Source organism: Pseudomonas sp. KBN12P06040 (assembly GCF_037574965.1).
GTDB lineage: Bacteria > Pseudomonadota > Gammaproteobacteria > Pseudomonadales > Pseudomonadaceae > Pseudomonas > Pseudomonas aeruginosa.
On record NZ_JBBELS010000001.1, the window covers coordinates 3,054,428 to 3,074,581 of the forward strand.

General features: G+C 55.3%; 26 protein-coding genes. 22 read left to right on the forward strand and 4 right to left on the reverse strand.

Annotated features, from left to right (window positions below; translation table 11 throughout):
- Nucleotides 1-64: 64 nt before the first annotated feature.
- Nucleotides 65-799, reverse strand: coding sequence for an MOSC domain-containing protein (locus tag VQ067_RS14410; RefSeq protein ID WP_034019754.1), 735 nt, complete (start codon nt 797-799; stop codon nt 65-67).
- Between the two features lie 490 nt (nt 800-1,289).
- Between VQ067_RS14410 and VQ067_RS14415 the strand changes: the two genes are divergently transcribed.
- The 8 genes from VQ067_RS14415 to VQ067_RS14450 all read left to right on the forward strand — a co-directional run bounded on the left by VQ067_RS14415 (nt 1,290) and on the right by VQ067_RS14450 (nt 7,615).
- The gene (locus VQ067_RS14415) at nt 1,290-1,508 is read left to right on the forward strand and encodes a hypothetical protein (protein WP_126071301.1); all 219 of its coding nucleotides are present in this window, start codon (nt 1,290-1,292) and stop codon (nt 1,506-1,508) included.
- Between the two features lie 226 nt (nt 1,509-1,734).
- Nucleotides 1,735-2,946 (forward strand): serine hydrolase domain-containing protein, encoded by a 1,212-nt coding sequence (locus tag VQ067_RS14420; RefSeq protein WP_034019756.1) that lies wholly within the window; start codon nt 1,735-1,737, stop codon nt 2,944-2,946.
- Nucleotides 2,947-2,954: 8 nt separating this feature from the next.
- Nucleotides 2,955-3,932: an HTH-type transcriptional regulator VqsM gene (gene vqsM, locus VQ067_RS14425; protein ID WP_034019758.1), complete on the forward strand. Its 978-nt coding sequence runs from the start codon at nt 2,955-2,957 to the stop codon at nt 3,930-3,932.
- A 34-nt stretch (nt 3,933-3,966) separates the two neighbouring features.
- Complete coding sequence (locus tag VQ067_RS14430; RefSeq protein WP_003131852.1) at nt 3,967-4,467, forward strand: hypothetical protein; 501 nt, start codon at nt 3,967-3,969, stop codon at nt 4,465-4,467.
- Between the two features lie 43 nt (nt 4,468-4,510).
- Complete coding sequence (locus tag VQ067_RS14435; protein WP_003111054.1) at nt 4,511-4,927, forward strand: hypothetical protein; 417 nt, start codon at nt 4,511-4,513, stop codon at nt 4,925-4,927.
- A 248-nt stretch (nt 4,928-5,175) separates the two neighbouring features.
- On the forward strand, nt 5,176-5,904 hold the full coding sequence (locus VQ067_RS14440) for a hypothetical protein (protein ID WP_003131854.1): 729 nt from the start codon (nt 5,176-5,178) through the stop codon (nt 5,902-5,904).
- A 32-nt stretch (nt 5,905-5,936) separates the two neighbouring features.
- Nucleotides 5,937-6,956 carry a pesticin C-terminus-like muramidase gene (locus VQ067_RS14445; protein ID WP_003131856.1) on the forward strand — a complete coding sequence of 340 codons (1,020 nt, stop codon included), beginning with the start codon at nt 5,937-5,939 and terminating at the stop codon, nt 6,954-6,956.
- A gap of 11 nt (nt 6,957-6,967) precedes the next feature.
- Nucleotides 6,968-7,615, forward strand: a complete 648-nt coding sequence (locus VQ067_RS14450) for a DUF3218 family protein (RefSeq protein ID WP_033990972.1) — start codon at nt 6,968-6,970, stop codon at nt 7,613-7,615.
- A gap of 488 nt (nt 7,616-8,103) precedes the next feature.
- Here VQ067_RS14450 and VQ067_RS14455 read toward each other — a convergent pair whose 3' ends face one another.
- A complete protein-coding gene (locus VQ067_RS14455; protein ID WP_033958260.1) occupies nt 8,104-8,988 on the reverse strand; it encodes a helix-turn-helix domain-containing protein in 885 nt (294 codons plus the stop codon).
- A 240-nt stretch (nt 8,989-9,228) separates the two neighbouring features.
- Nucleotides 9,229-9,783, reverse strand: coding sequence for a hypothetical protein (locus tag VQ067_RS14460; RefSeq protein ID WP_317951602.1), 555 nt, complete (start codon nt 9,781-9,783; stop codon nt 9,229-9,231).
- Nucleotides 9,784-10,696: 913 nt separating this feature from the next.
- On the opposite strand from VQ067_RS14460, the gene VQ067_RS14465 reads away from it, so the two are divergent.
- The 9 genes from VQ067_RS14465 to VQ067_RS14505 all read left to right on the forward strand — a co-directional run bounded on the left by VQ067_RS14465 (nt 10,697) and on the right by VQ067_RS14505 (nt 16,288).
- Entirely contained in the window at nt 10,697-11,821 is a 1,125-nt protein-coding gene (locus VQ067_RS14465) for a phage/plasmid replication domain-containing protein (protein ID WP_317951601.1), read from the forward strand.
- 90 nt (nt 11,822-11,911) lie between these two features.
- Entirely contained in the window at nt 11,912-12,082 is a 171-nt protein-coding gene (locus VQ067_RS14470) for a hypothetical protein (RefSeq protein WP_153274397.1), read from the forward strand.
- On the forward strand, nt 12,070-12,306 hold the full coding sequence (locus tag VQ067_RS14475) for a hypothetical protein (protein ID WP_317951600.1): 237 nt from the start codon (nt 12,070-12,072) through the stop codon (nt 12,304-12,306). The genes VQ067_RS14470 and VQ067_RS14475 overlap by 13 nt, the downstream gene beginning before the upstream one ends.
- Nucleotides 12,306-12,569: a hypothetical protein gene (locus VQ067_RS14480; RefSeq protein WP_317951599.1), complete on the forward strand. Its 264-nt coding sequence runs from the start codon at nt 12,306-12,308 to the stop codon at nt 12,567-12,569. Before VQ067_RS14475 ends, VQ067_RS14480 begins: the two co-directional genes overlap by 1 nt.
- Complete coding sequence (locus tag VQ067_RS14485) at nt 12,569-12,877, forward strand: hypothetical protein (RefSeq protein ID WP_003142300.1); 309 nt, start codon at nt 12,569-12,571, stop codon at nt 12,875-12,877. The genes VQ067_RS14480 and VQ067_RS14485 overlap by 1 nt, the downstream gene beginning before the upstream one ends.
- A 218-nt stretch (nt 12,878-13,095) precedes the next feature.
- Entirely contained in the window at nt 13,096-13,302 is a 207-nt protein-coding gene (locus VQ067_RS14490) for a major capsid protein (RefSeq protein ID WP_003142298.1), read from the forward strand.
- 148 nt (nt 13,303-13,450) lie between these two features.
- Complete coding sequence (locus VQ067_RS14495) at nt 13,451-14,791, forward strand: virulence factor TspB C-terminal domain-related protein (RefSeq protein WP_317951598.1); 1,341 nt, start codon at nt 13,451-13,453, stop codon at nt 14,789-14,791.
- Nucleotide 14,792: 1 nt separating this feature from the next.
- Complete coding sequence (locus VQ067_RS14500; RefSeq protein WP_237500603.1) at nt 14,793-15,104, forward strand: DUF2523 domain-containing protein; 312 nt, start codon at nt 14,793-14,795, stop codon at nt 15,102-15,104.
- Nucleotides 15,105-15,106: 2 nt separating this feature from the next.
- The gene (locus VQ067_RS14505) at nt 15,107-16,288 is read left to right on the forward strand and encodes a zonular occludens toxin domain-containing protein (protein WP_311061370.1); all 1,182 of its coding nucleotides are present in this window, start codon (nt 15,107-15,109) and stop codon (nt 16,286-16,288) included.
- A 147-nt stretch (nt 16,289-16,435) separates the two neighbouring features.
- Here VQ067_RS14505 and VQ067_RS14510 read toward each other — a convergent pair whose 3' ends face one another.
- Nucleotides 16,436-16,990, reverse strand: a complete 555-nt coding sequence (locus tag VQ067_RS14510; protein ID WP_317951602.1) for a hypothetical protein — start codon at nt 16,988-16,990, stop codon at nt 16,436-16,438.
- A 913-nt stretch (nt 16,991-17,903) separates the two neighbouring features.
- Between VQ067_RS14510 and VQ067_RS14515 the strand changes: the two genes are divergently transcribed.
- The 5 genes from VQ067_RS14515 to VQ067_RS14535 all read left to right on the forward strand — a co-directional run bounded on the left by VQ067_RS14515 (nt 17,904) and on the right by VQ067_RS14535 (nt 20,084).
- Nucleotides 17,904-19,028: a phage/plasmid replication domain-containing protein gene (locus tag VQ067_RS14515; protein WP_317951601.1), complete on the forward strand. Its 1,125-nt coding sequence runs from the start codon at nt 17,904-17,906 to the stop codon at nt 19,026-19,028.
- 90 nt (nt 19,029-19,118) lie between these two features.
- Nucleotides 19,119-19,289 carry a hypothetical protein gene (locus VQ067_RS14520; RefSeq protein ID WP_153274397.1) on the forward strand — a complete coding sequence of 57 codons (171 nt, stop codon included), beginning with the start codon at nt 19,119-19,121 and terminating at the stop codon, nt 19,287-19,289.
- A complete protein-coding gene (locus VQ067_RS14525; RefSeq protein ID WP_317951600.1) occupies nt 19,277-19,513 on the forward strand; it encodes a hypothetical protein in 237 nt (78 codons plus the stop codon). Before VQ067_RS14520 ends, VQ067_RS14525 begins: the two co-directional genes overlap by 13 nt.
- Nucleotides 19,513-19,776 carry a hypothetical protein gene (locus VQ067_RS14530; protein WP_317951599.1) on the forward strand — a complete coding sequence of 88 codons (264 nt, stop codon included), beginning with the start codon at nt 19,513-19,515 and terminating at the stop codon, nt 19,774-19,776. Before VQ067_RS14525 ends, VQ067_RS14530 begins: the two co-directional genes overlap by 1 nt.
- Nucleotides 19,776-20,084 carry a hypothetical protein gene (locus VQ067_RS14535; protein ID WP_003142300.1) on the forward strand — a complete coding sequence of 103 codons (309 nt, stop codon included), beginning with the start codon at nt 19,776-19,778 and terminating at the stop codon, nt 20,082-20,084. The genes VQ067_RS14530 and VQ067_RS14535 overlap by 1 nt, the downstream gene beginning before the upstream one ends.
- The last annotated feature ends 70 nt before the right edge of the window (nt 20,085-20,154 follow it).

Here is a 20,154-nt window from a genome sequence, read left to right on the forward strand (position 1 = left end):
CGCTTTCCGGCACTCCATGCATCCCCAGGCCGATTCCCTGCCTGCGGGGGCGGTCGGCGCTTCCTCAGGTCGGCCTGGGCGTCTCGGCCTGGCCGGGGGCTCCCTCCAGGCGCGGCCCCCAGTCCTCGACCTGGCCTTTTTCCAGGCGCCGCTCCAGGGTGCGCCGCCAGGATGGCGTCAGCGGCAGCGCCAGGCACTGGCGCAGCAGCTCGGCGTCGGCCCGCCTGTCGAACAGCACCTCGGACAGGCGCAACAGCGACCAGTCCGGATGGCGCCGTTCGACCAGTTGCAGGATATCGCCAGCCGCCACCACGCCTTCCTCCAGCACCCGGTAGTACCAGCCGGTGCGCCCGGACTCCTGCACCCTCAGGGACATCCCGGCGACCTCGAAGCGGTCGTTGAGTTTCCAGCAGGGCATGCGCCCCTGGGACACCTCCAGCAGCGCGGTGCCGGCCCGCACTCGGTCGCCGAGGCAGACGTCGGCTTCGCTCCAGCCGCTGGTGCTGAAGTTCTCGCCGAAGGCGCCCGCCTGCATCAGCAGGGGGTGTTCGCCCAGTTCGGCGATCCAGGCGGCGTAGTGTTCGCGTGGGTAATGGTGGATCGCTTTCTCGACGCCGCCATGGACGCGCAGGTCGCCCTGTTCGTCGCCCTCCAGGCCGACGGGGGTGACCCTGAGCGCACCGTCGCGCGGAGACTTGGCGATGCCGCTGCGCGAGCCGGGGCGGGTGAAGGGCTGGGCGCGGCCGGTGAGAAGGGCATCCAGGGGTAGGGCATCCAGGGGTAGGGCAGGCAGGGGCATGGGAGGGTTCTCTAAGATGCGAGATGGTATCGACTAAATACAATATAGAGTCCGCCAAGCCTTCGCCCGCTGTCAAGCCGCCAGACCCTCCGGATGCGTCGATAGCCTCGGCGGGCGGGGGTTCGTCCCCAGGACCTAGCTGAGCTGGCCGTGGGATTCTGAAGCTCGTCAAGAGTTTTGCCGTAATGGTCACGCTGGCTTGCACGCTACGGTGCTTACGACATTACTTTGCGTACGGAACCTAGCGCAGAAGTAACACAAGCAAGTGTTCACTCGATATCATGAAATGGATTTTCGAATCTATAAATTGTAGCGAATACTTCTAGTCGACTCATCTACGATAGTTACAATCTGGGTGACATGTCATTAGTATTCTCCATGGGGTGTTTAATGAAGTAAAAACGCAGATAAGACATGGTGCCGCTAAGGACCTGCCGAAGAGGGTGTCCGAAAATATCCGGCATTTGTCCGAAGATACTCTAGAAAAAAGATGCTTCATGCTGGTTTTATCAGCTTCCGGGCTAGTAGTACGCATGAGGCGGCGGATGGAAACAATGAAAAAGACCGAATCTATCCTGTTGCTGATCCTCCGGGATATGCGGTGATGTTGGGTTTTTTATTGCGGGCGTCTATTGATGAGTCTGCCGCTTCATCTAGGGGCGATATCGATCATACTGCAGTGTTTCGTGTTGCTAAATTGAAAACATAGTCCAAGAGAGGCGGATACCTTCGCGACTCAGATAATAGTAGTGCATGGCATGCGTGCGGAGTAGTGTTAAGCGAGTTAAAAGTAAATATCAGTAGATGGTGAAGTGCTCTTGATCTTCACCGTTAAGAGAAAAGTCCTTAAGGACTTAACCTTGCTCCGCTACCGGATAGTCACTGGCTGTTAGCAGGGTCGAGACGAGCTAGCACAAACTGAGAGATCGCCAAGAATGATAAATAAGAGAAATGCTATTTTCCTCTCAATGATTCTCATCTTTTTTATCATCGCCTGCATTGGTAGTGCAGGTGTGAGAGTGTGGAATTTTTACACTTTGTTTGACTCGGGGAAAATTGCTGAAAATTTTCGAGCAATGCCGAGACTGTTTAACTCGGTCCCAATAAAGAAGAGCGGAGCGGCTCATTTTTTTGAAAAAAAACTCAGGGATATGCCTGGCTCATTTAGCTTTCAAGGTCACGAGGTTGGCTTTAAAGACTGGTTGGCGAGCAGCAATACCACCGGCCTTATAGTTCTCAGTGACGATCGCATTGCCTTTGAGGAATACTACCTGGGCAATAGTGCGAAAAGCCTTGCTATTGGCTGGTCGCTAAGCAAATCATTAATGTCCCTCTTGATTGGAATGGCAGTTGATGAAGGATCAATACACAGTCTGCTAGATCCTGTGAACCTGTACGCCCCACAGCTTTCTGCTGGCGGATATGCGGGTGTTTCTTTGAGAGATGTGCTTGAGATGTCATCAGGAATAGCTTTCAGTGAGGACTACGGGAATTCGGACTCCGATATCAACCAGCTAGGTAGGACTATAGCGCTTGGCGGATCAGTAAATGAAAAAGTGAGTTCATTGAGAAGAGAAGATGCCCCGGGGAGAGTGCACCACTACGTTAGCGTAGATACCCAGGTGCTTGGTATGGTTTTATTGGGCGCGACTGGTATGGGCCCCTCACAGTTTATGAATCAAAGACTTTGGCCCCAACTGGGTGCCGAATGTGAAGGTGCATGGTTAACAGACGATCGGGGCACAGAGCTAGCATTCGGTGGGGTGAACCTTTGCCTAAGAGACTTTGCACGCATTGGTCTATTATTTCTTCATGGCGGTCGCAGCCTGACTGGAAGTCAAATTGTAAGTGCTGAGTGGGTCAAGGCATCAACCAAACCTCGGAGTGCTCACTTGCGTCCTGGACGTTACATAGAGGATGGTGAGCCAAATCTTGGGTATGGTTACCAGTGGTGGATTCCAGAAGGCAAAGAAGGGGAGTTCTTGGCTATCGGAGTGTACGGGCAGTTTATTTATGTAAATCCACTTAGGCGTGTGGTGATTGCAAAGACCTCCGCGTATGTCGACTACAACGTTGACGGCATCCGTATGGAGCATGAGGCACTTGCAGCGTTCAGGGCTATATCAAGAACAGTAGGGGTGAGGTGAATATAGACATGGTGACCGAACACATATTTGATTTTGAATGGCGCCCTCTGCAGAACTATCTTCGTGATCGAGATATCGCAATACCACCCTTTGCGGCAGATCAAGAGTCAAGAAGTGACGCACTTTACAACTGGATAGTTAGCAAGGGGTATTCAGGAAAAGAAGGACTGAATCTTGGTACTTATTACCATATATCTGATTATGGCGTGATAGGATTGGCGTTGCTATGCGCTGAGAACGTAGGTGATATTTTGAAAGTCATAAAGGCCTATGTCAAGTTGTTCAATCGTGATATAGCTAATGTTGACGTCAAGCCTAGGGAGAATTACGAAGTAGAAATCCATATTTCAGTTAACTTTAAGCCGGAGTGGAATGACGCATCCCGTCAGTTTCATGTAAATGTTATAGCCTCTGCAACCTACAAGCTCATTATGGACCTGTTAGGTAATGACTTTCCCATCTCTGCATTGACAGTACCTGTGCACTGCGCAGATAAAATAATCTATGAAAGTTTCTTTTCTTTGCCTGTGAAGCATGAAGGAAGTGACATAATATTTAGCTTTCCAGCTCATCAGTTGAATAGAACACTGGCGACTGCCAATCCGGCGGTATTTCAGTCAGCCCTGAATATGGCAGGTGAGAGTTTCAATGCTCTGTTGGAAGTAGAGATGGGAGGGCTCCGTCAGCGAATCGAGTTATTCCTTGAGTCCATACCAGATCAATACCCTAGCTTGGTGACTACCGCAAAGTATTTATGCATGAATGAGCGGACGGTAAGACGTCGCCTGGCGGACGAGGGATGCACTTATCGCCAGATTGTAGATAAGGCCCGCAAAGAACGAGCAATTGCACTGCTACTGAATTCATCTATACCAGTTGATCGTATTAGCGATATTCTGGGGTACTCGGAAACAGCGAGTTTTAGACATGCATTCAGACGTTGGACCGGGCAGTCTACTACAGAATTCAGAAACAGTTTCCACTGATCTATCTAGTTTGAGATTGGGCAAGGAGCATCTTATGAATTTCAATAATCGTAATAATCAGATTCTGTCTATGATTGCCGAGACTCAGTTCGATGCTTACGTTTTGGGCTATATTGCGAAGGCGCGGACAATATCGATTGCTGATGATTCCCTTCGCATTGAGGCCGAAGGATCAGCAATGCTTGCTGGACTAATTAGCGACTCATGCAGGAAACGTCGAACTCAAAAGAATCCATTTCCATATTTGCTACTTCAGATCGCGCACGAAGCCTTGGATCGAACCAGGCTTAATCTCGCAAATGTTCGTAATATATCTAGCGCTGATGCATTGTATAAAGAGCTGCTTAGTCAGGCTGCGTGGGACGCCTCAGTTGCTATGGATAATATATCGGAATTTGTCGAGCCAGATCAGGGTAGCGTCGGAGTAATCGAGCGACTTGTCGAGTTTGCACATAATTCGGGTATTGCAGAAGGTCAAAACCTGGCGCTGGAAGCTCTTGCAGTTCTTGGCTTAGACGTCAAGAGCCATTTCTAGATACTAAAATAAAAGATTGCCTCTTTTTCAAGGAGGAAGAGCGTTGAGGATAGTTTGCCTATTGGTATTGCTGAGTCTGATCGGCGGCTGCTCCCATTCAGTCACTTTGCAGGAGCGAGCAGAGCAAGAGGCCATTTTTATCCAGGAATTCCGCCAGGAATTCGCCAAGAGGCTTCGTTACCCGCTGTTCGCACCGGGAGATGAGATCCCCGAGGCCGATGTTGTGGTGTTTTTCCGCTTCGCAAGCTCGTCGGGGCGCATAAGCAGTTGCCGGGTACAGTACGGCGAGGGGAATGTTAAGAGCCGCAGTACGCTCGATGAAGTCTTCGCCAGGCGCGTGATAGCCACCTGCCGCGAGCCCGATCTACCGGTTGCTCCGCCCGCTCTGCTGGATGGTGGTGGAGGTTTCGGCTTCAAGCAGAGAGTGATGTTTCGCAAGGAAGTGGAACGTCCCAGGTGAGCAGCGTTCAGCGTCTAGGGTCGTTGCCGCAACTTTTTCCAGCTCATGCTCAATGACGTCTAAACTTTAGTGATGTTGAGAATGAAGTGCTGGTAAAACAGAATGACTCTTACAAGTCTGCTTGTGTTTTTTGGGAGGACTAGCCTGCTCGACGGAACTTATAGATCAGTCGATCTGACCAGCAAAAAAACAATCCTATATGGGATCACCCAGCGCCCCACCTAGCCGCTTTCATGCAGGGCATAAACATGAAGCTCAAAAGCATTAGCATTTTTGCCATACTCGCCCTTTGCTACAATATCACTCTTTGTGTCGCTGAAGAACCAAAGAGCTACTTCCCACCCGGGGATTACTATAGGACCGGAAATAGTGGGCTGCTGACGATATCTCCGTTATTCGAAGGACTTCAAAAGTTTCGGATACGAAGCACTGGACACAATGCCCATGCTTGCGGATTGAATGGAACTATAGAGTCAGATCATGTGCAGGTCGACGTCCGTGGCATCGGCGATATGTCGTGCGATGTCGTTTTCAAACTGAATGATGACAGAATTACCATAGAGAAAGGAGTCGCAAGTAGGGACTGTCAGGGCTTCTGCGGGGCGGCAGCAGGTTTTACTGGCACGTATTGGAAGCCTTCCCCAATCTGCGAGCCCGCCTCTATAAAATTCAACGACAAGCAAGTGAAGAAAGCACTGAAGAATAACGAGACAGAGAAGGCCTACTGGATTTCTCGAAAACTGATAACAGAGTGTAGGGACATGTTTGAAGGTTTTGGTTATCTCTCTCGTGTTTTTCATACGGCACATCTCTCCTTGTCTGCCAAAAACCACCAATGCAAGAAGATACTAGAGAAGGGCAGCTTCTTCAGAGACCTGAAGCGAGAGTATTTGCCGGAAAAAATGCAAAATGAATATGACAAGTATTCTACTGAGTTCAATCGTCTAGAAAGCGAGTGCGAACAATCAATGAAATAACAAATTGGCTTCACTAAGCAGAGGAGACTAAGGTGGATAGAGAATTGGATCAGCCCCTTCAGCGCAATCTGGAGCGGCTATACAATTACCTAGAAAATCCAGAACGAGAGGAGGCACAGCGTGTTCTGCTCGCAGCGGAACCAGAGCCGATCCGAATTACTCACGGAATTCCTGACCTCTATACCGACTGGCTGTCATCCCCCAGCTACTCAGCACAAGGTGGATTGACGGGGCAACTGACGCAGGTCATAAGCCAGACTGCCGGGCGGCCCGTTCTAGTGTTCGACGACTACTTCAAGGTTCATGAGGTCACTATTCGTACGGTCGCCGAAACCGGAGGAGCCAACAGTATTTCGGTGAGCGACCTCCAGGTGCAATTGAACCAGCAGATCAATACCTTTATCCAAGACCGCATCGATGGTGACAAAGCCGATAAGGTCAGCCGCCTCCAGTCCAATATTTCCTATCTGATTGAAATGGGTATTAATATCGATTTCACCGCCCGTCATGAGCTTCCACCTGGTGGGCGAGGCAACAGAGCTACTATTCCGACCTCTGACCCCAACGGTGAATCAGGTGTAACGATTGGCTATGGCTTCGATGTCGGCCAGCACGATGAATCCGGCATTCAGGCTCTGAACATCGCTGAATCCACGCGCAAAAAAATTCGCCCCGCCCTCGGCTTGAAAGGAGCGAACACCGCGACCTTCCAGGCATTAGCCCAACTCATCCCGGTACTCACAGATGAAGACGGGCTGTCCCTCTTTACCGCCAAGATGATCAAGGTCACTGATCGGATGAAGGTGAAGTTCCAGCAGTGGAGCACCTTACCTCCGGCGGTCAAAACCATAGTGACAGACCTGTATTACCACTATGGTGAGTATTCCTCGTTCCCAAACTTTGAGACTGCTATTTCTCAGAGCGACTGGCCAGCCGCCATTAGGGAGTTGAGGAACTGGAATGGTACTCCCAACAGTACCGATCCGAGCGATGGCATAGCCAGGCGATTGAACAATCGCGCGGACTATCTCCAACGATCCCTGGGACTCTAGAGGAGGCAACCATGGCCGAGATCAATATCTACCAGAACCCTGGTCAATCCCTGGCTAATATCTATAAGGGTTTTGCCCGTCAATGCAATCCTGGCTTTGTCTTCCCCGAAGCACAGACTATAGAGGCATGGGACATTCCGCTGAAGCTACACCCGGAATTCGTCCCGGGCGGAGACATCAGCAAAGCGGACCAGCAGTATTCGACGTTGCTTGCCCAAGAACTAGCCAACGGCGTAACCATTGGTTTCAGGATGGTCAATGAAAAGGAACGTGTTTGCAACGTTGAGATACTTCCTTTGCTCACCTCCATGGCGCAGAATCTTGATAGAATAAAGGCTCGCTTCGGCAGCGGATATCTTGACCGCTTCAAGGGCAGCCTGAACGTCTATCCAACCGACGTTGGTCTATCTCCGGACGCCTCCGGAGGCATTTCGCAGGAGTCCGGGCTGCTGGTTTCCTACGGTGTGAACCTGCGGACACTGGCTCCAGGCACTTGGCAGGCAATGACGCTCCCCGAGGATATTAAGACGTTGGTAGGGCCTGGTGTTGGCCTACGTCTGGACGCGCCAAATTTCAGCGACGTATTCAATACGATCAAATCGGGCCTCCGCTATACGACCGCAGTAGCCTTGCTGCTGGCCTATTTTGCAGCGATCTAATGTTATCTGGCCCTCTCCTTCGATAAAGAGGGCTAGATAAAAATTATCACACCCGCTAAATAATATGTAGATACCATAGCCCTTGATTCCGGAACTCGGAGAAGCGTTATTCCACACTGTCAGGTGTTGGAAAAACTCAGCTGGTTGGCCCGCAGCGCTATTTGTAGCGGTTTGCAAACGAAAGTCGCTACACTTATCGAACTATTTTTCTAGAAACCTGTCGACTCCCCACATGGGGAAATTCGTGTCACAGTTATAACTCCACGCTATACGTGTGGATGCCCAAACGATTTGCGTACCGATTAAGCGAGTCCAGTGATCCAAATACGCGCACAAGTTCACCTCGAGAACGTAGCGGGTAATATTGACCGTCGGGACTGTAGCGCACTTGGAGCTGCCAACCGTGGCCGGAAGGCGCCGGAATAGCACGTAAGTACCGCGCAGCTCCGGCAACCACTAGTATCTTCAGTGCCTCGGCGCTGATTGACTCACGCATGGCGACTTCGCCTCGATGGTGGCGTGTTATCCAGGGCGGCGGCGATATCTTCCGGCATCAGTTCTCGCTGCGCCTTCTTCGACAGCATCTTGCCTTGCGTTGACTGCCGCGGATTTCCCGGTACCGATTGCGAGCGCCGACTGTCGCGCTGCGCTTGGACGAGCTGGGCGACTTGCAGCACATGACCCAAGCGCTTGTTCTCGACGATGGCACCCTGGTCTATCTCGCAGAGTTTGTCGTAGGTGGTAAAGGGGAGGGCGGTGCCGTCCACCCTGGGCTCGATGCGGCCATCCGGGTAGTGGTAGATCTCGACATGATCACCCGCCAGGCGACGGGACTGCGGAGTGTCCGCTAGCAGATACAGCACCTTGTCGTACTGCACGGTCAACCGCTGCGAAACTCGCCGCGCTTCTCGCCAGGCGAAGATCAGATCCAAATCTTCCATCGCTCGGCCGAACTGGGTATAGCCGTCGCCGCCCTGAGGCGCCTTGTGGTTACTGCGGAACACGCTGGCTTTAACCATGATCCGTCGTACCGTTTCTTTGGCCAGCTTAAGGCCGTGGCACTCGACCAGTTTTTCCTGGGCCAGAGTTGGACCAAAGTCGCTATAGTTCCGTCGAATCAAGCTAATGGCGCGATTCTCCAGACCTGGCGACAGCTGCCGGTTACTCGGCTGACCACGTCGACGAGATGCTAGGCCGGCTGGGCCGTCCTCGCGATAACGCAGAACCAGCCGGTGCACCTGACGTGTCGTCAGGCGCAGACGCTGCGCCGCAGCGGCAGGTTTCAACCGACCCTCGATGATTGCCTCGATGACCTTGAGGCGATCCAGCTCCCGCATGCTCATTGTGACCCATCCGCAAGTTGCCGCAGTCATGGCGTGCCTCCGGTGATGCAGGAGGGAAACCCTAGACGCCGATTTGGGACATTTCTATTTGGCTAGATCGAGACATTACTATTTGGCCTTAACACTCTTGCTTCGCATAATGTGGACGGGATTACGTTAGGCCAGGCCCGACCGAAGGGAGAATGCGCAGACCGGAAAATTGCAGTCCGGTCAAGCATTTACACGTAATCCCCATTATGCGATGCGACCTGTTATTGCGTGACGTCACGCTTATTCTTCAACCAGTCGGTATTGGCGGCCCTTCGTGGATCCCAGCAGCTTGTTGTCGATCACTCGATCCAGTTGCCGGCTGGCTTCTTTGCGGTCCAGGCCTGCGGCCAGGTTCTGCCACTTGCCGCTTCCGCTGCGTCCCTGGAGCGTCCAGGTCTTCGCCTCGGGTTCGTCCTCGTAGGCGCTCTCTGGCAGTTCGGCGGCAGGTTGATCGCGGTGACGCCTTGGCTTGGTAGCCAGGTCGCGCTTGAGCTGGTCGCGTTCAGCCATGAGCTTGTGTACCAGGTCGTTGTATTCCTCGTGCTGCTGCACCAGTTGCTGTTCAAGCGCCCGTATTTGCTCAGCTTGCTGGAACACTGTTCTCCGGTACAGCGCCAGTTTCCCTTCCTCGTTCTCTTTTCGTGACGGTTGATCGTCACGCTTTTTCTTGTTCGCCCGGTAGCGCCGCGCCCGCTCTGCGTCGGACAGGGCTTTGCCGGTGGCTGGCCGACCGCGCCCGCGCTTCGGCTGCTCCAGGGGGAGGGGTTGGGTTTGCTTGTCGGTTGGGTCAATCATTGCGGCGTCTCCATGCTGGCTGGGCATGGGATAATTATACGTGACGCATCACGATAAATAAATGAATTAGCGTGACGAATCACGATAAATAGCGACCGTTCGTCGGTATTTAGTGTGACGCCACGCGGCTCGTCACGATAAATAGCGCCGCCCGCTTTTTGGATCCCCCAGCCCCATGGGAGTCCCGGCAGGTCAAGGGCCGCGACCCCGGCTTGTCAGCGCTTGCGGTGACAAACGGAGTCCCGGGCGGAGCGAACCCTTGAACCACCTCGGCCAACAGCCTCAGCTCGGGAGGGAGGGACAGCTCTTCCGTCCCTGCCTCCTGAGCCCTCGGCGGCAAGAGCGGGTTGTAGGGCAGCGCCCTACGATCTTGCTTGCGTCCAGGGTGCAACCCTGGCCGTCGGAGACATGCTTTTGACTGTGCTGAATTCGCGTGATGCGTCACGGGAATGACGCTGTAGGGGTGGGGGTGCTGTAACACCCCCACTTTACCCCGGAACTCCGGGGTGACCCCATGCGCGCAGTCGCTTTTGACTTCGCATGCGGCCTCGTCTTCGTCGCGTGGCTAGTCCCTTTTTTTGTGGAAGCGCTCAAGGTCTTCCGGGGTCATTTCTTCGAGACCCTTCAGTATCAGCCAGCGTAGGACCTCGGTGTCCTTTACCGATGCTTGCAAGTGGATCACGGCTTTGACGGTCTCTTTCTCGACCTTTCGCCATGTCGCGTCGTCGATGTGCTTTGTGGGCATCTCGTTCCTATGTCCGTCAACTGTTTGGCGGGGCCTATCCTAGCCTGATTTTCTAAGACCCTTGACATTGAGAATCTAAGAATCTAATTTTCCGCTCGAATCTAATTTCTTAGAAACTCAGTTTCGACAGGGAAATCAATGTCGCCTTCGACTGATCCGCGTTCACCGATGTTCTACGACTGGATATCCGGCTATCAGGATTTCCCGTTCGACATTCCCCAGGTGGGCAAGGTCATTCGACTGAACGTCGACTCAGAGACCAATGAGGTGCTGAGCCAGTCGTGCCCGCCCTTCCATGCTGAGGGTAGCTACAGCACGAAGTTTCGCATTCAGGTGGCAGGGCGCCGGGTGTACGTCGACGGCAATGCGAGCCGCGTTAATCGCCTGGACAACCTCTACGGCCTGACCACGCTCGCGGACAACATGGCCGTCATCAACTCGATCTTGACCGCACCGGAAATCGGTCTTCCGCCGCTCACTCGATGCACCCGGCTTGATCGTCTGCAGGACGGTTCGGCGGTGGTGGACGGGTTCACTTTCACTCGGATCGATGCGACCCGGAATCTCTTCGTAGGGAAGGGCAACGAGTCGGCATATCTGCGGGCTCTGTCGAGCCAGCGTTTCCGGAATTCCATCGGCTACTTGTACCCGGACGGCGGCACCGTTGTGTGGACGCCCAGCGGGGGAGAGAAGGCCGGTCGCCTGGTGTACCCGGGTTACTACGACAAGGGGCTGGAACTGACCCGGCATTTGCTGCCGAAGGTTCTACGACGTTACGGCGCTGAGTCTGAGGAGTATCGCTACGTCAGCCAGGTGCGCGACTGGTGCGTAGAAGTCGGAGTTGTCCGCGCTGAAATCAAGCTCAAGAGCGAGCTGCTGAAGAGGGATTGCCTCTGCCATTGGGGCCTGTTCGACGAACAGCGCATCTGGGATCACCTGGGCGAATTTTTGAAGGTGGGCGACAAAATGACCCTGACCGCACATGACATTGCCAGCATTTCCGAAGAACTGATGCGTGTAGGCGTCTGCAACTCCATGCAGGCGGCCACTCGTACTGCAACCTATGCAATGGAATGGATGAACGGCAAGACATTCGATTTCAATAAGTCTGCTGTACAGACCCATCGCGCCCGTCTTCGGGCTATCGGCTTCGATATCAAGCTGCCTTTCGACGCGTCGCGGCACATGTTCTTCATCCACAACGTGCGCGAAGTCTCCCGCACCTTCGACGTGCCCGCGCCGAGCTTCTACCGGCGTCCGGACGTGCCGCGCCATCTGCGGTTGATGGCCTGACGTGCTCGCGCCGACTCTCCATGCCCTAGCACTGCTCGCCGGTGCTGTAACCCTGATTCACGCCCTGGGCGTGTGGGTGCGCTCATGAACATGAAAACTCGCATCTTCCTGCGCACGCTGCGCTTCGTTGCCTACAACTGGTGGCTTCCCTTCCTGCTGGGCAATGTTTCCGCGCTGGTCGGCTTTGCCTTCACTGCTGATCTGATCAATGACGCGTTCGTCTCGTCGCTCGAAACGGTGGTGCAGTCATGCGCACGGTGAGTTTCCAGGGCGACGGCCTGTCGGCCAGCCAGTACCGGTCGATTCAGCTTCGCCAGCAGGTGAGGGCGGCGGTAAATCAAACCGTTCTGCAACAGCAGGTTGCGGCCACGCTCCAGGCCCTGGAGCAGCACAAAGAGCAGGGCGGTAAGCCCGAAAAGGTCTGGTCCACGATCTCCAACGAAAAGGGCACGCCGTTCCTGGGCGACGTGTTCGGGTGGCCGTGATGGCTATCGAGATCAACCGCCAGTCGTACCTGTCGCTCCGGTCCTCCCTTGAGCTTGAACTGCTCGATGCCGGTATCGACTCGCCTGAGCTGCTGAGCCGGCTTATGCGCCACGTGCTGGCCACCGAATCCGCGACACGTACCGAGTCGCAAACCGTTCGCCGTGCGTTCTTCACGGCCCGTAGAAACCCGCTGCTGGGCGCAATCCCTCAGCACAGTCCAGGGCGCACAAATCGCCCGTATATCCGCAAGAGGAAACCTTAATGCCCTTCGTCTATCTCGGCCTGACCCGCGACGCCGGAACCTCGAAAAAGACCGGCAACGCCTACGACATTTCGGTCGTTCACTTCGCTGTCGATGCCACGCAATCGACCCGCCCCGATCGCAAGTTTGCCCTCGGGTTGGAGCCTCAGAACCTGCCGATCGCGCCGGAAGCGGTCAGCCAGTTCCAGCGCGTTGAACCGCTGTCGTCTGTGAACTTCGAGTTCGAGCCGGACCCTCGGAACATGCAGCGCAACCGTATTTGCGGCGTGAAACCGCTGCCGAAAACTGCCGCTCAGGCGGCTTCGTGAAATGAACTTTATTGCGTGTAACGGCACCTGGGCGCAATCGAGCGGAGCAATAACGTGTTCGGGCACCCTGGTAACTGTTGCACGCGAAGAATTAGCCCCGGCGGGGCTAAGTTCCGAAGATCGCGATCAGTTGTTAGACCAGACGATTGTTCTGTTCGCCGTGATCTTCGGGATTCTCGCGGTGCGTAAAGCACTTAAATAACTCTGGAGTATCGAAGATGCAAAAGTTGAAAAAGATGTTCGTTCGTGGCGGCGTGGTCCTGGGCTCGGTCGGCCTGCTGGCTGGCCAGGCGATGGCTGAAGTTCCGGCTGCTGCCACTACTGCGTTGACCGATGCGCAGAAAGATGGTGTCGCCATTGGCGGAACCGTCCTGGGCGTGATCATCGCCATTGCGGCGTTCAAGTATATCCGCCGCGCTCTCTAACTTGCCTCGGGGCATGTAAGTAGCGAAGCCCCGCATTGCGGGGCTTTTCTTTTGGAGTGTCCAATGTCGATTGATCCCAATACTTATGTCTTGATTGTCAGCGCTGCCGCTATGTGGGCGTTGTTCTTTGCACGCCTGTAGGTGGTCTATGAAGCTTGCACCGGCATTTATTCTTTTGACACTGTTCCCGCTCTCTGCGATGGCTCAGAATTATTACTGGATTCTGAATGGGCCGACGGCTCCGGGTTCGTTCTCAAGTCCTGATGCGGCTTGTCAGGCGGGATTGGAAATTTATAAAAAGCAATATCCGGCTGTTACGTTTGAAATCAAAGACCGTTTTCCGGTTTCGGCTGAGGGTTTTCGTTGTAATGTTTGGCGTTATTACAATGGGAATCGCATTGATCTTGATTGGACTATCTCTGTTCAGCGCAAGGGTGATAGTTGCCCTTCGGGTTTTATCTATAACAGTCAAATGGGGCGTTGTGATGAACCGCCACCGCCTGATCCTTGCCGCGATAAAGCAGGGCAGCCCGCTTCATTCACTTTGATGCGTCCCGACCTCGGCGGTCTTGGCTCGGTTGAAAACGTTTGTATGAATGGTTGTCAGGTGGCTATCGGTTCGGCCACTTGCGGCCCGCTGAATTCTGACCCGACAAAGGGTTTCTGCTCCGGTACTGGTACGTATACGGGGTCTCAATGTTCGCCGACTGATGAGATGGGCGGCGGCAATAACCCGGACCCGGACCCGAATCCTGATCCGCCGGATCAGCCTGATCCGCCGGACAAGCCTGACGAGAATGGGTGCATCCCTCCGGCCCAGTGGTCGGGAACGACCTGTGTCATGCCGCCTAAAGAGCCTGGGGACGGTGATGGCGGTGATGGCGGCAGTGATGGCGGTAGCGGTGGTGGAAACAACAATGGCGGTGGTGATGGCTCCGGTGGTGGCGACGGCAGCGGGGGTGGTGATGGGTCAGGCAATGGCGATGGCTCCGGCAATGGTGATGGCTCGGGTGATGGTGGCGGCACCGGTGGCGGTGATAAGCCGGGCGAGGAGGAGGGGAAGTGCGACCCGGCCAAGGACCCCAGTTGTAAGCCGTCGAGCGTAACGGGTGAGAGTTGCGATGCGGACCTCTCTTGTGAAGGCGACGCGATTCAGTGCGCGATTCTCAAACAGCAGAAGAAACAAACTTGTGCGTGGGATTACGACAAGGCCAAGGCCACTATTCAGGCTGAAATCTTGAAAGATGAATACAAGCTAAAGAGTTCATCGATCGATACGGGCAAGTTGTTCAGTGATGGTACAAGTGCCAGTCGATGGCTTCCGGCTGCGTGTCCAGCGCCGAAAGTAATTTCTCTGCGTCTTGCTCCGAGTCAGACGTTTAGTTGGGAGCCGGAGTGTCAAATGGCAACGTCGTTAGCGCCGATTATTGTCGGGCTGGCTTCGGTGTTTTTCGCGGTTTATGTCGGTCGATCCCTGGGAGGGTCTTGATATGCCAATGTTTGTTGCGCTGTTTTCGTTTTTGAGTTCGATTGCTGGTCCATTGGTGGCCAAGGTGCTGATATCGCTGGGTATTGGCGCGGTCACGTATACGGGTATTAGTCTGATGATTAGTCAGGTCAAGACGTATGCGGTTTCCATGTTTGGAAGCGTCGGTGCGGACTATGCGGCGATCCTGGGGCTTGCCAAAGTTGATGTGGCTTTTAATATCGTTTTTGCGGCGGTTGTTGCACGCGCTGTGATTTCTGGCATGGATAAGGCGAGCGGTAGTATTACCAAGCTCGGTAGCGTCAAGGGTAATTAATTATGTTCGTATTGCGTACCGGCCTCCAGGGCAATAGCAAAACACTTAATACGATCAAGGAAGTGGATACGAAGGCGGCAAAGGAGGGGAGGACTGTTTATTACCACAATATCCGCGAGTTCAAGGCGGATCATCCGGCGATCAAGGCGCAATGGATTGAATTTGATCATCCGCAGGAATGGTTCAAGTTGCCGAAGAACAGCATTATCGTGATCGATGAGGCGCAGACGTTCTTTCGAACTCGGCCGCAGGGGTCGAAAGTGCCGGAGTATGCCAGCGCCCTGGAGACGATGCGCCATTCTGGTCATGAGGTTCATGCGATCACGCAGAGTCCAACGCTGATCGATCACCATATGCGTGACCTGTGCAACTGTCATATCCATTATTTTCGAGGCGGCGGCGGGCCTGTTGTAAAGCGTTTCGAGTTTCAGAAAGTTCAGATGGATGTGAATAAGAAGTACGTGTTTCCTGATGGTGAAACCACCCGGATCACCATCGATAAGACGTATTTCGGCTGCTACAAGTCTGTTGCCGATGGTGCTGAGCACCATTTCAAGTTCAAGCCGCCGAAGGCGCTCTTCGTGCTGGTCATCGTCGTCGGGGTTGTGGGTTATCTCGGCTACGGGGTCTATGAGCGTCGTATCGCGGCGCATGAGGCGTCTATCGAGCCGCCCGCAGGGGCTGAGGCGGTCATGCCGCAAACGGCTCCGCAGGCCGTTCCCGCGGCTGATGTAGCGCCGGTGCTGACCGCTCAGGAGTATCTTGATCTGCGCACGCCTCGGGTGCCTGACGTGCCAAGCTCCGCGCCGATCTACGACGAGTTGACGAAGCCGGTGACGTATCCCAAGCCGTTTTGCCTGTCGTCCAGGGACGAAGAGCTTGTGCGGCGCAATGCGCTGAAAATGGAGCTGGGTTATCGTTCGGGGCGCTTGTACGGTTGCCGCTGCAACAGCCAGCAAGGCACGCGGATGCTGATCAGTTTTGATGCGTGCATGAACTACGTGGAGAACGGTGCGTTCGATCCGGCGATTCCTGATCGCGTTGTAGGCGCAGGCGGGTTCGGGCCAGGCGAGGGACGAGCCGGTACGATCCCGCAGGCGCCGACCGCTCGACCGGTTGAGTCGGTCAGCCAGGCTCGTGTCACTGTGGTGCCTGATACGAGCCGCTTACCTCGCACGCTCTGACCTCTGGCTTCGCATAATGTGGACGGGATTACGTTAGGCCAGGCCCGACCGAAGGGAGAATGCGCAGACCGGAAAATTGCAGTCCGGTCAAGCATTTACACGTAATCCCCATTATGCGATGCGACCTGTTATTGCGTGACGTCACGCTTATTCTTCAACCAGTCGGTATTGGCGGCCCTTCGTGGATCCCAGCAGCTTGTTGTCGATCACTCGATCCAGTTGCCGGCTGGCTTCTTTGCGGTCCAGGCCTGCGGCCAGGTTCTGCCACTTGCCGCTTCCGCTGCGTCCCTGGAGCGTCCAGGTCTTCGCCTCGGGTTCGTCCTCGTAGGCGCTCTCTGGCAGTTCGGCGGCAGGTTGATCGCGGTGACGCCTTGGCTTGGTAGCCAGGTCGCGCTTGAGCTGGTCGCGTTCAGCCATGAGCTTGTGTACCAGGTCGTTGTATTCCTCGTGCTGCTGCACCAGTTGCTGTTCAAGCGCCCGTATTTGCTCAGCTTGCTGGAACACTGTTCTCCGGTACAGCGCCAGTTTCCCTTCCTCGTTCTCTTTTCGTGACGGTTGATCGTCACGCTTTTTCTTGTTCGCCCGGTAGCGCCGCGCCCGCTCTGCGTCGGACAGGGCTTTGCCGGTGGCTGGCCGACCGCGCCCGCGCTTCGGCTGCTCCAGGGGGAGGGGTTGGGTTTGCTTGTCGGTTGGGTCAATCATTGCGGCGTCTCCATGCTGGCTGGGCATGGGATAATTATACGTGACGCATCACGATAAATAAATGAATTAGCGTGACGAATCACGATAAATAGCGACCGTTCGTCGGTATTTAGTGTGACGCCACGCGGCTCGTCACGATAAATAGCGCCGCCCGCTTTTTGGATCCCCCAGCCCCATGGGAGTCCCGGCAGGTCAAGGGCCGCGACCCCGGCTTGTCAGCGCTTGCGGTGACAAACGGAGTCCCGGGCGGAGCGAACCCTTGAACCACCTCGGCCAACAGCCTCAGCTCGGGAGGGAGGGACAGCTCTTCCGTCCCTGCCTCCTGAGCCCTCGGCGGCAAGAGCGGGTTGTAGGGCAGCGCCCTACGATCTTGCTTGCGTCCAGGGTGCAACCCTGGCCGTCGGAGACATGCTTTTGACTGTGCTGAATTCGCGTGATGCGTCACGGGAATGACGCTGTAGGGGTGGGGGTGCTGTAACACCCCCACTTTACCCCGGAACTCCGGGGTGACCCCATGCGCGCAGTCGCTTTTGACTTCGCATGCGGCCTCGTCTTCGTCGCGTGGCTAGTCCCTTTTTTTGTGGAAGCGCTCAAGGTCTTCCGGGGTCATTTCTTCGAGACCCTTCAGTATCAGCCAGCGTAGGACCTCGGTGTCCTTTACCGATGCTTGCAAGTGGATCACGGCTTTGACGGTCTCTTTCTCGACCTTTCGCCATGTCGCGTCGTCGATGTGCTTTGTGGGCATCTCGTTCCTATGTCCGTCAACTGTTTGGCGGGGCCTATCCTAGCCTGATTTTCTAAGACCCTTGACATTGAGAATCTAAGAATCTAATTTTCCGCTCGAATCTAATTTCTTAGAAACTCAGTTTCGACAGGGAAATCAATGTCGCCTTCGACTGATCCGCGTTCACCGATGTTCTACGACTGGATATCCGGCTATCAGGATTTCCCGTTCGACATTCCCCAGGTGGGCAAGGTCATTCGACTGAACGTCGACTCAGAGACCAATGAGGTGCTGAGCCAGTCGTGCCCGCCCTTCCATGCTGAGGGTAGCTACAGCACGAAGTTTCGCATTCAGGTGGCAGGGCGCCGGGTGTACGTCGACGGCAATGCGAGCCGCGTTAATCGCCTGGACAACCTCTACGGCCTGACCACGCTCGCGGACAACATGGCCGTCATCAACTCGATCTTGACCGCACCGGAAATCGGTCTTCCGCCGCTCACTCGATGCACCCGGCTTGATCGTCTGCAGGACGGTTCGGCGGTGGTGGACGGGTTCACTTTCACTCGGATCGATGCGACCCGGAATCTCTTCGTAGGGAAGGGCAACGAGTCGGCATATCTGCGGGCTCTGTCGAGCCAGCGTTTCCGGAATTCCATCGGCTACTTGTACCCGGACGGCGGCACCGTTGTGTGGACGCCCAGCGGGGGAGAGAAGGCCGGTCGCCTGGTGTACCCGGGTTACTACGACAAGGGGCTGGAACTGACCCGGCATTTGCTGCCGAAGGTTCTACGACGTTACGGCGCTGAGTCTGAGGAGTATCGCTACGTCAGCCAGGTGCGCGACTGGTGCGTAGAAGTCGGAGTTGTCCGCGCTGAAATCAAGCTCAAGAGCGAGCTGCTGAAGAGGGATTGCCTCTGCCATTGGGGCCTGTTCGACGAACAGCGCATCTGGGATCACCTGGGCGAATTTTTGAAGGTGGGCGACAAAATGACCCTGACCGCACATGACATTGCCAGCATTTCCGAAGAACTGATGCGTGTAGGCGTCTGCAACTCCATGCAGGCGGCCACTCGTACTGCAACCTATGCAATGGAATGGATGAACGGCAAGACATTCGATTTCAATAAGTCTGCTGTACAGACCCATCGCGCCCGTCTTCGGGCTATCGGCTTCGATATCAAGCTGCCTTTCGACGCGTCGCGGCACATGTTCTTCATCCACAACGTGCGCGAAGTCTCCCGCACCTTCGACGTGCCCGCGCCGAGCTTCTACCGGCGTCCGGACGTGCCGCGCCATCTGCGGTTGATGGCCTGACGTGCTCGCGCCGACTCTCCATGCCCTAGCACTGCTCGCCGGTGCTGTAACCCTGATTCACGCCCTGGGCGTGTGGGTGCGCTCATGAACATGAAAACTCGCATCTTCCTGCGCACGCTGCGCTTCGTTGCCTACAACTGGTGGCTTCCCTTCCTGCTGGGCAATGTTTCCGCGCTGGTCGGCTTTGCCTTCACTGCTGATCTGATCAATGACGCGTTCGTCTCGTCGCTCGAAACGGTGGTGCAGTCATGCGCACGGTGAGTTTCCAGGGCGACGGCCTGTCGGCCAGCCAGTACCGGTCGATTCAGCTTCGCCAGCAGGTGAGGGCGGCGGTAAATCAAACCGTTCTGCAACAGCAGGTTGCGGCCACGCTCCAGGCCCTGGAGCAGCACAAAGAGCAGGGCGGTAAGCCCGAAAAGGTCTGGTCCACGATCTCCAACGAAAAGGGCACGCCGTTCCTGGGCGACGTGTTCGGGTGGCCGTGATGGCTATCGAGATCAACCGCCAGTCGTACCTGTCGCTCCGGTCCTCCCTTGAGCTTGAACTGCTCGATGCCGGTATCGACTCGCCTGAGCTGCTGAGCCGGCTTATGCGCCACGTGCTGGCCACCGAATCCGCGACACGTACCGAGTCGCAAACCGTTCGCCGTGCGTTCTTCACGGCCCGTAGAAACCCGCTGCTGGGCGCAATCCCTCAGCACAGTCCAGGGCGCACAAATCGCCCGTATATCCGCAAGAGGAAACCTTAATGCCCTTCGTCTATCTCGGCCTGACCCGCGACGCCGGAACCTCGAAAAAGACCGGCAACGCCTACGACATTTCGGTCGTTCACTTCGCTGTCGATGCCACGCAATCGACCCGCCCCGATCGCAAGTTTGCCCTCGGGTTGGAGCCTCAGAACCTGCCGATCGCGCCGGAAGCGGTCAGCCAGTTCCAGCGCGTTGAACCGCTGTCGTCTGTGAACTTCGAGTTCGAGCCGGACCCTCGGAACATGCAGCGCAACCGTATTTGCGGCGTGAAACCGCTGCCGAAAACTGCCGCTCAGGCGGCTTCGTGAAATGAACTTTATTGCGTGTAACGGCACCTGGGCGCAATCGAGCGGAGCAATAACGTGTTCGGGCACCCTG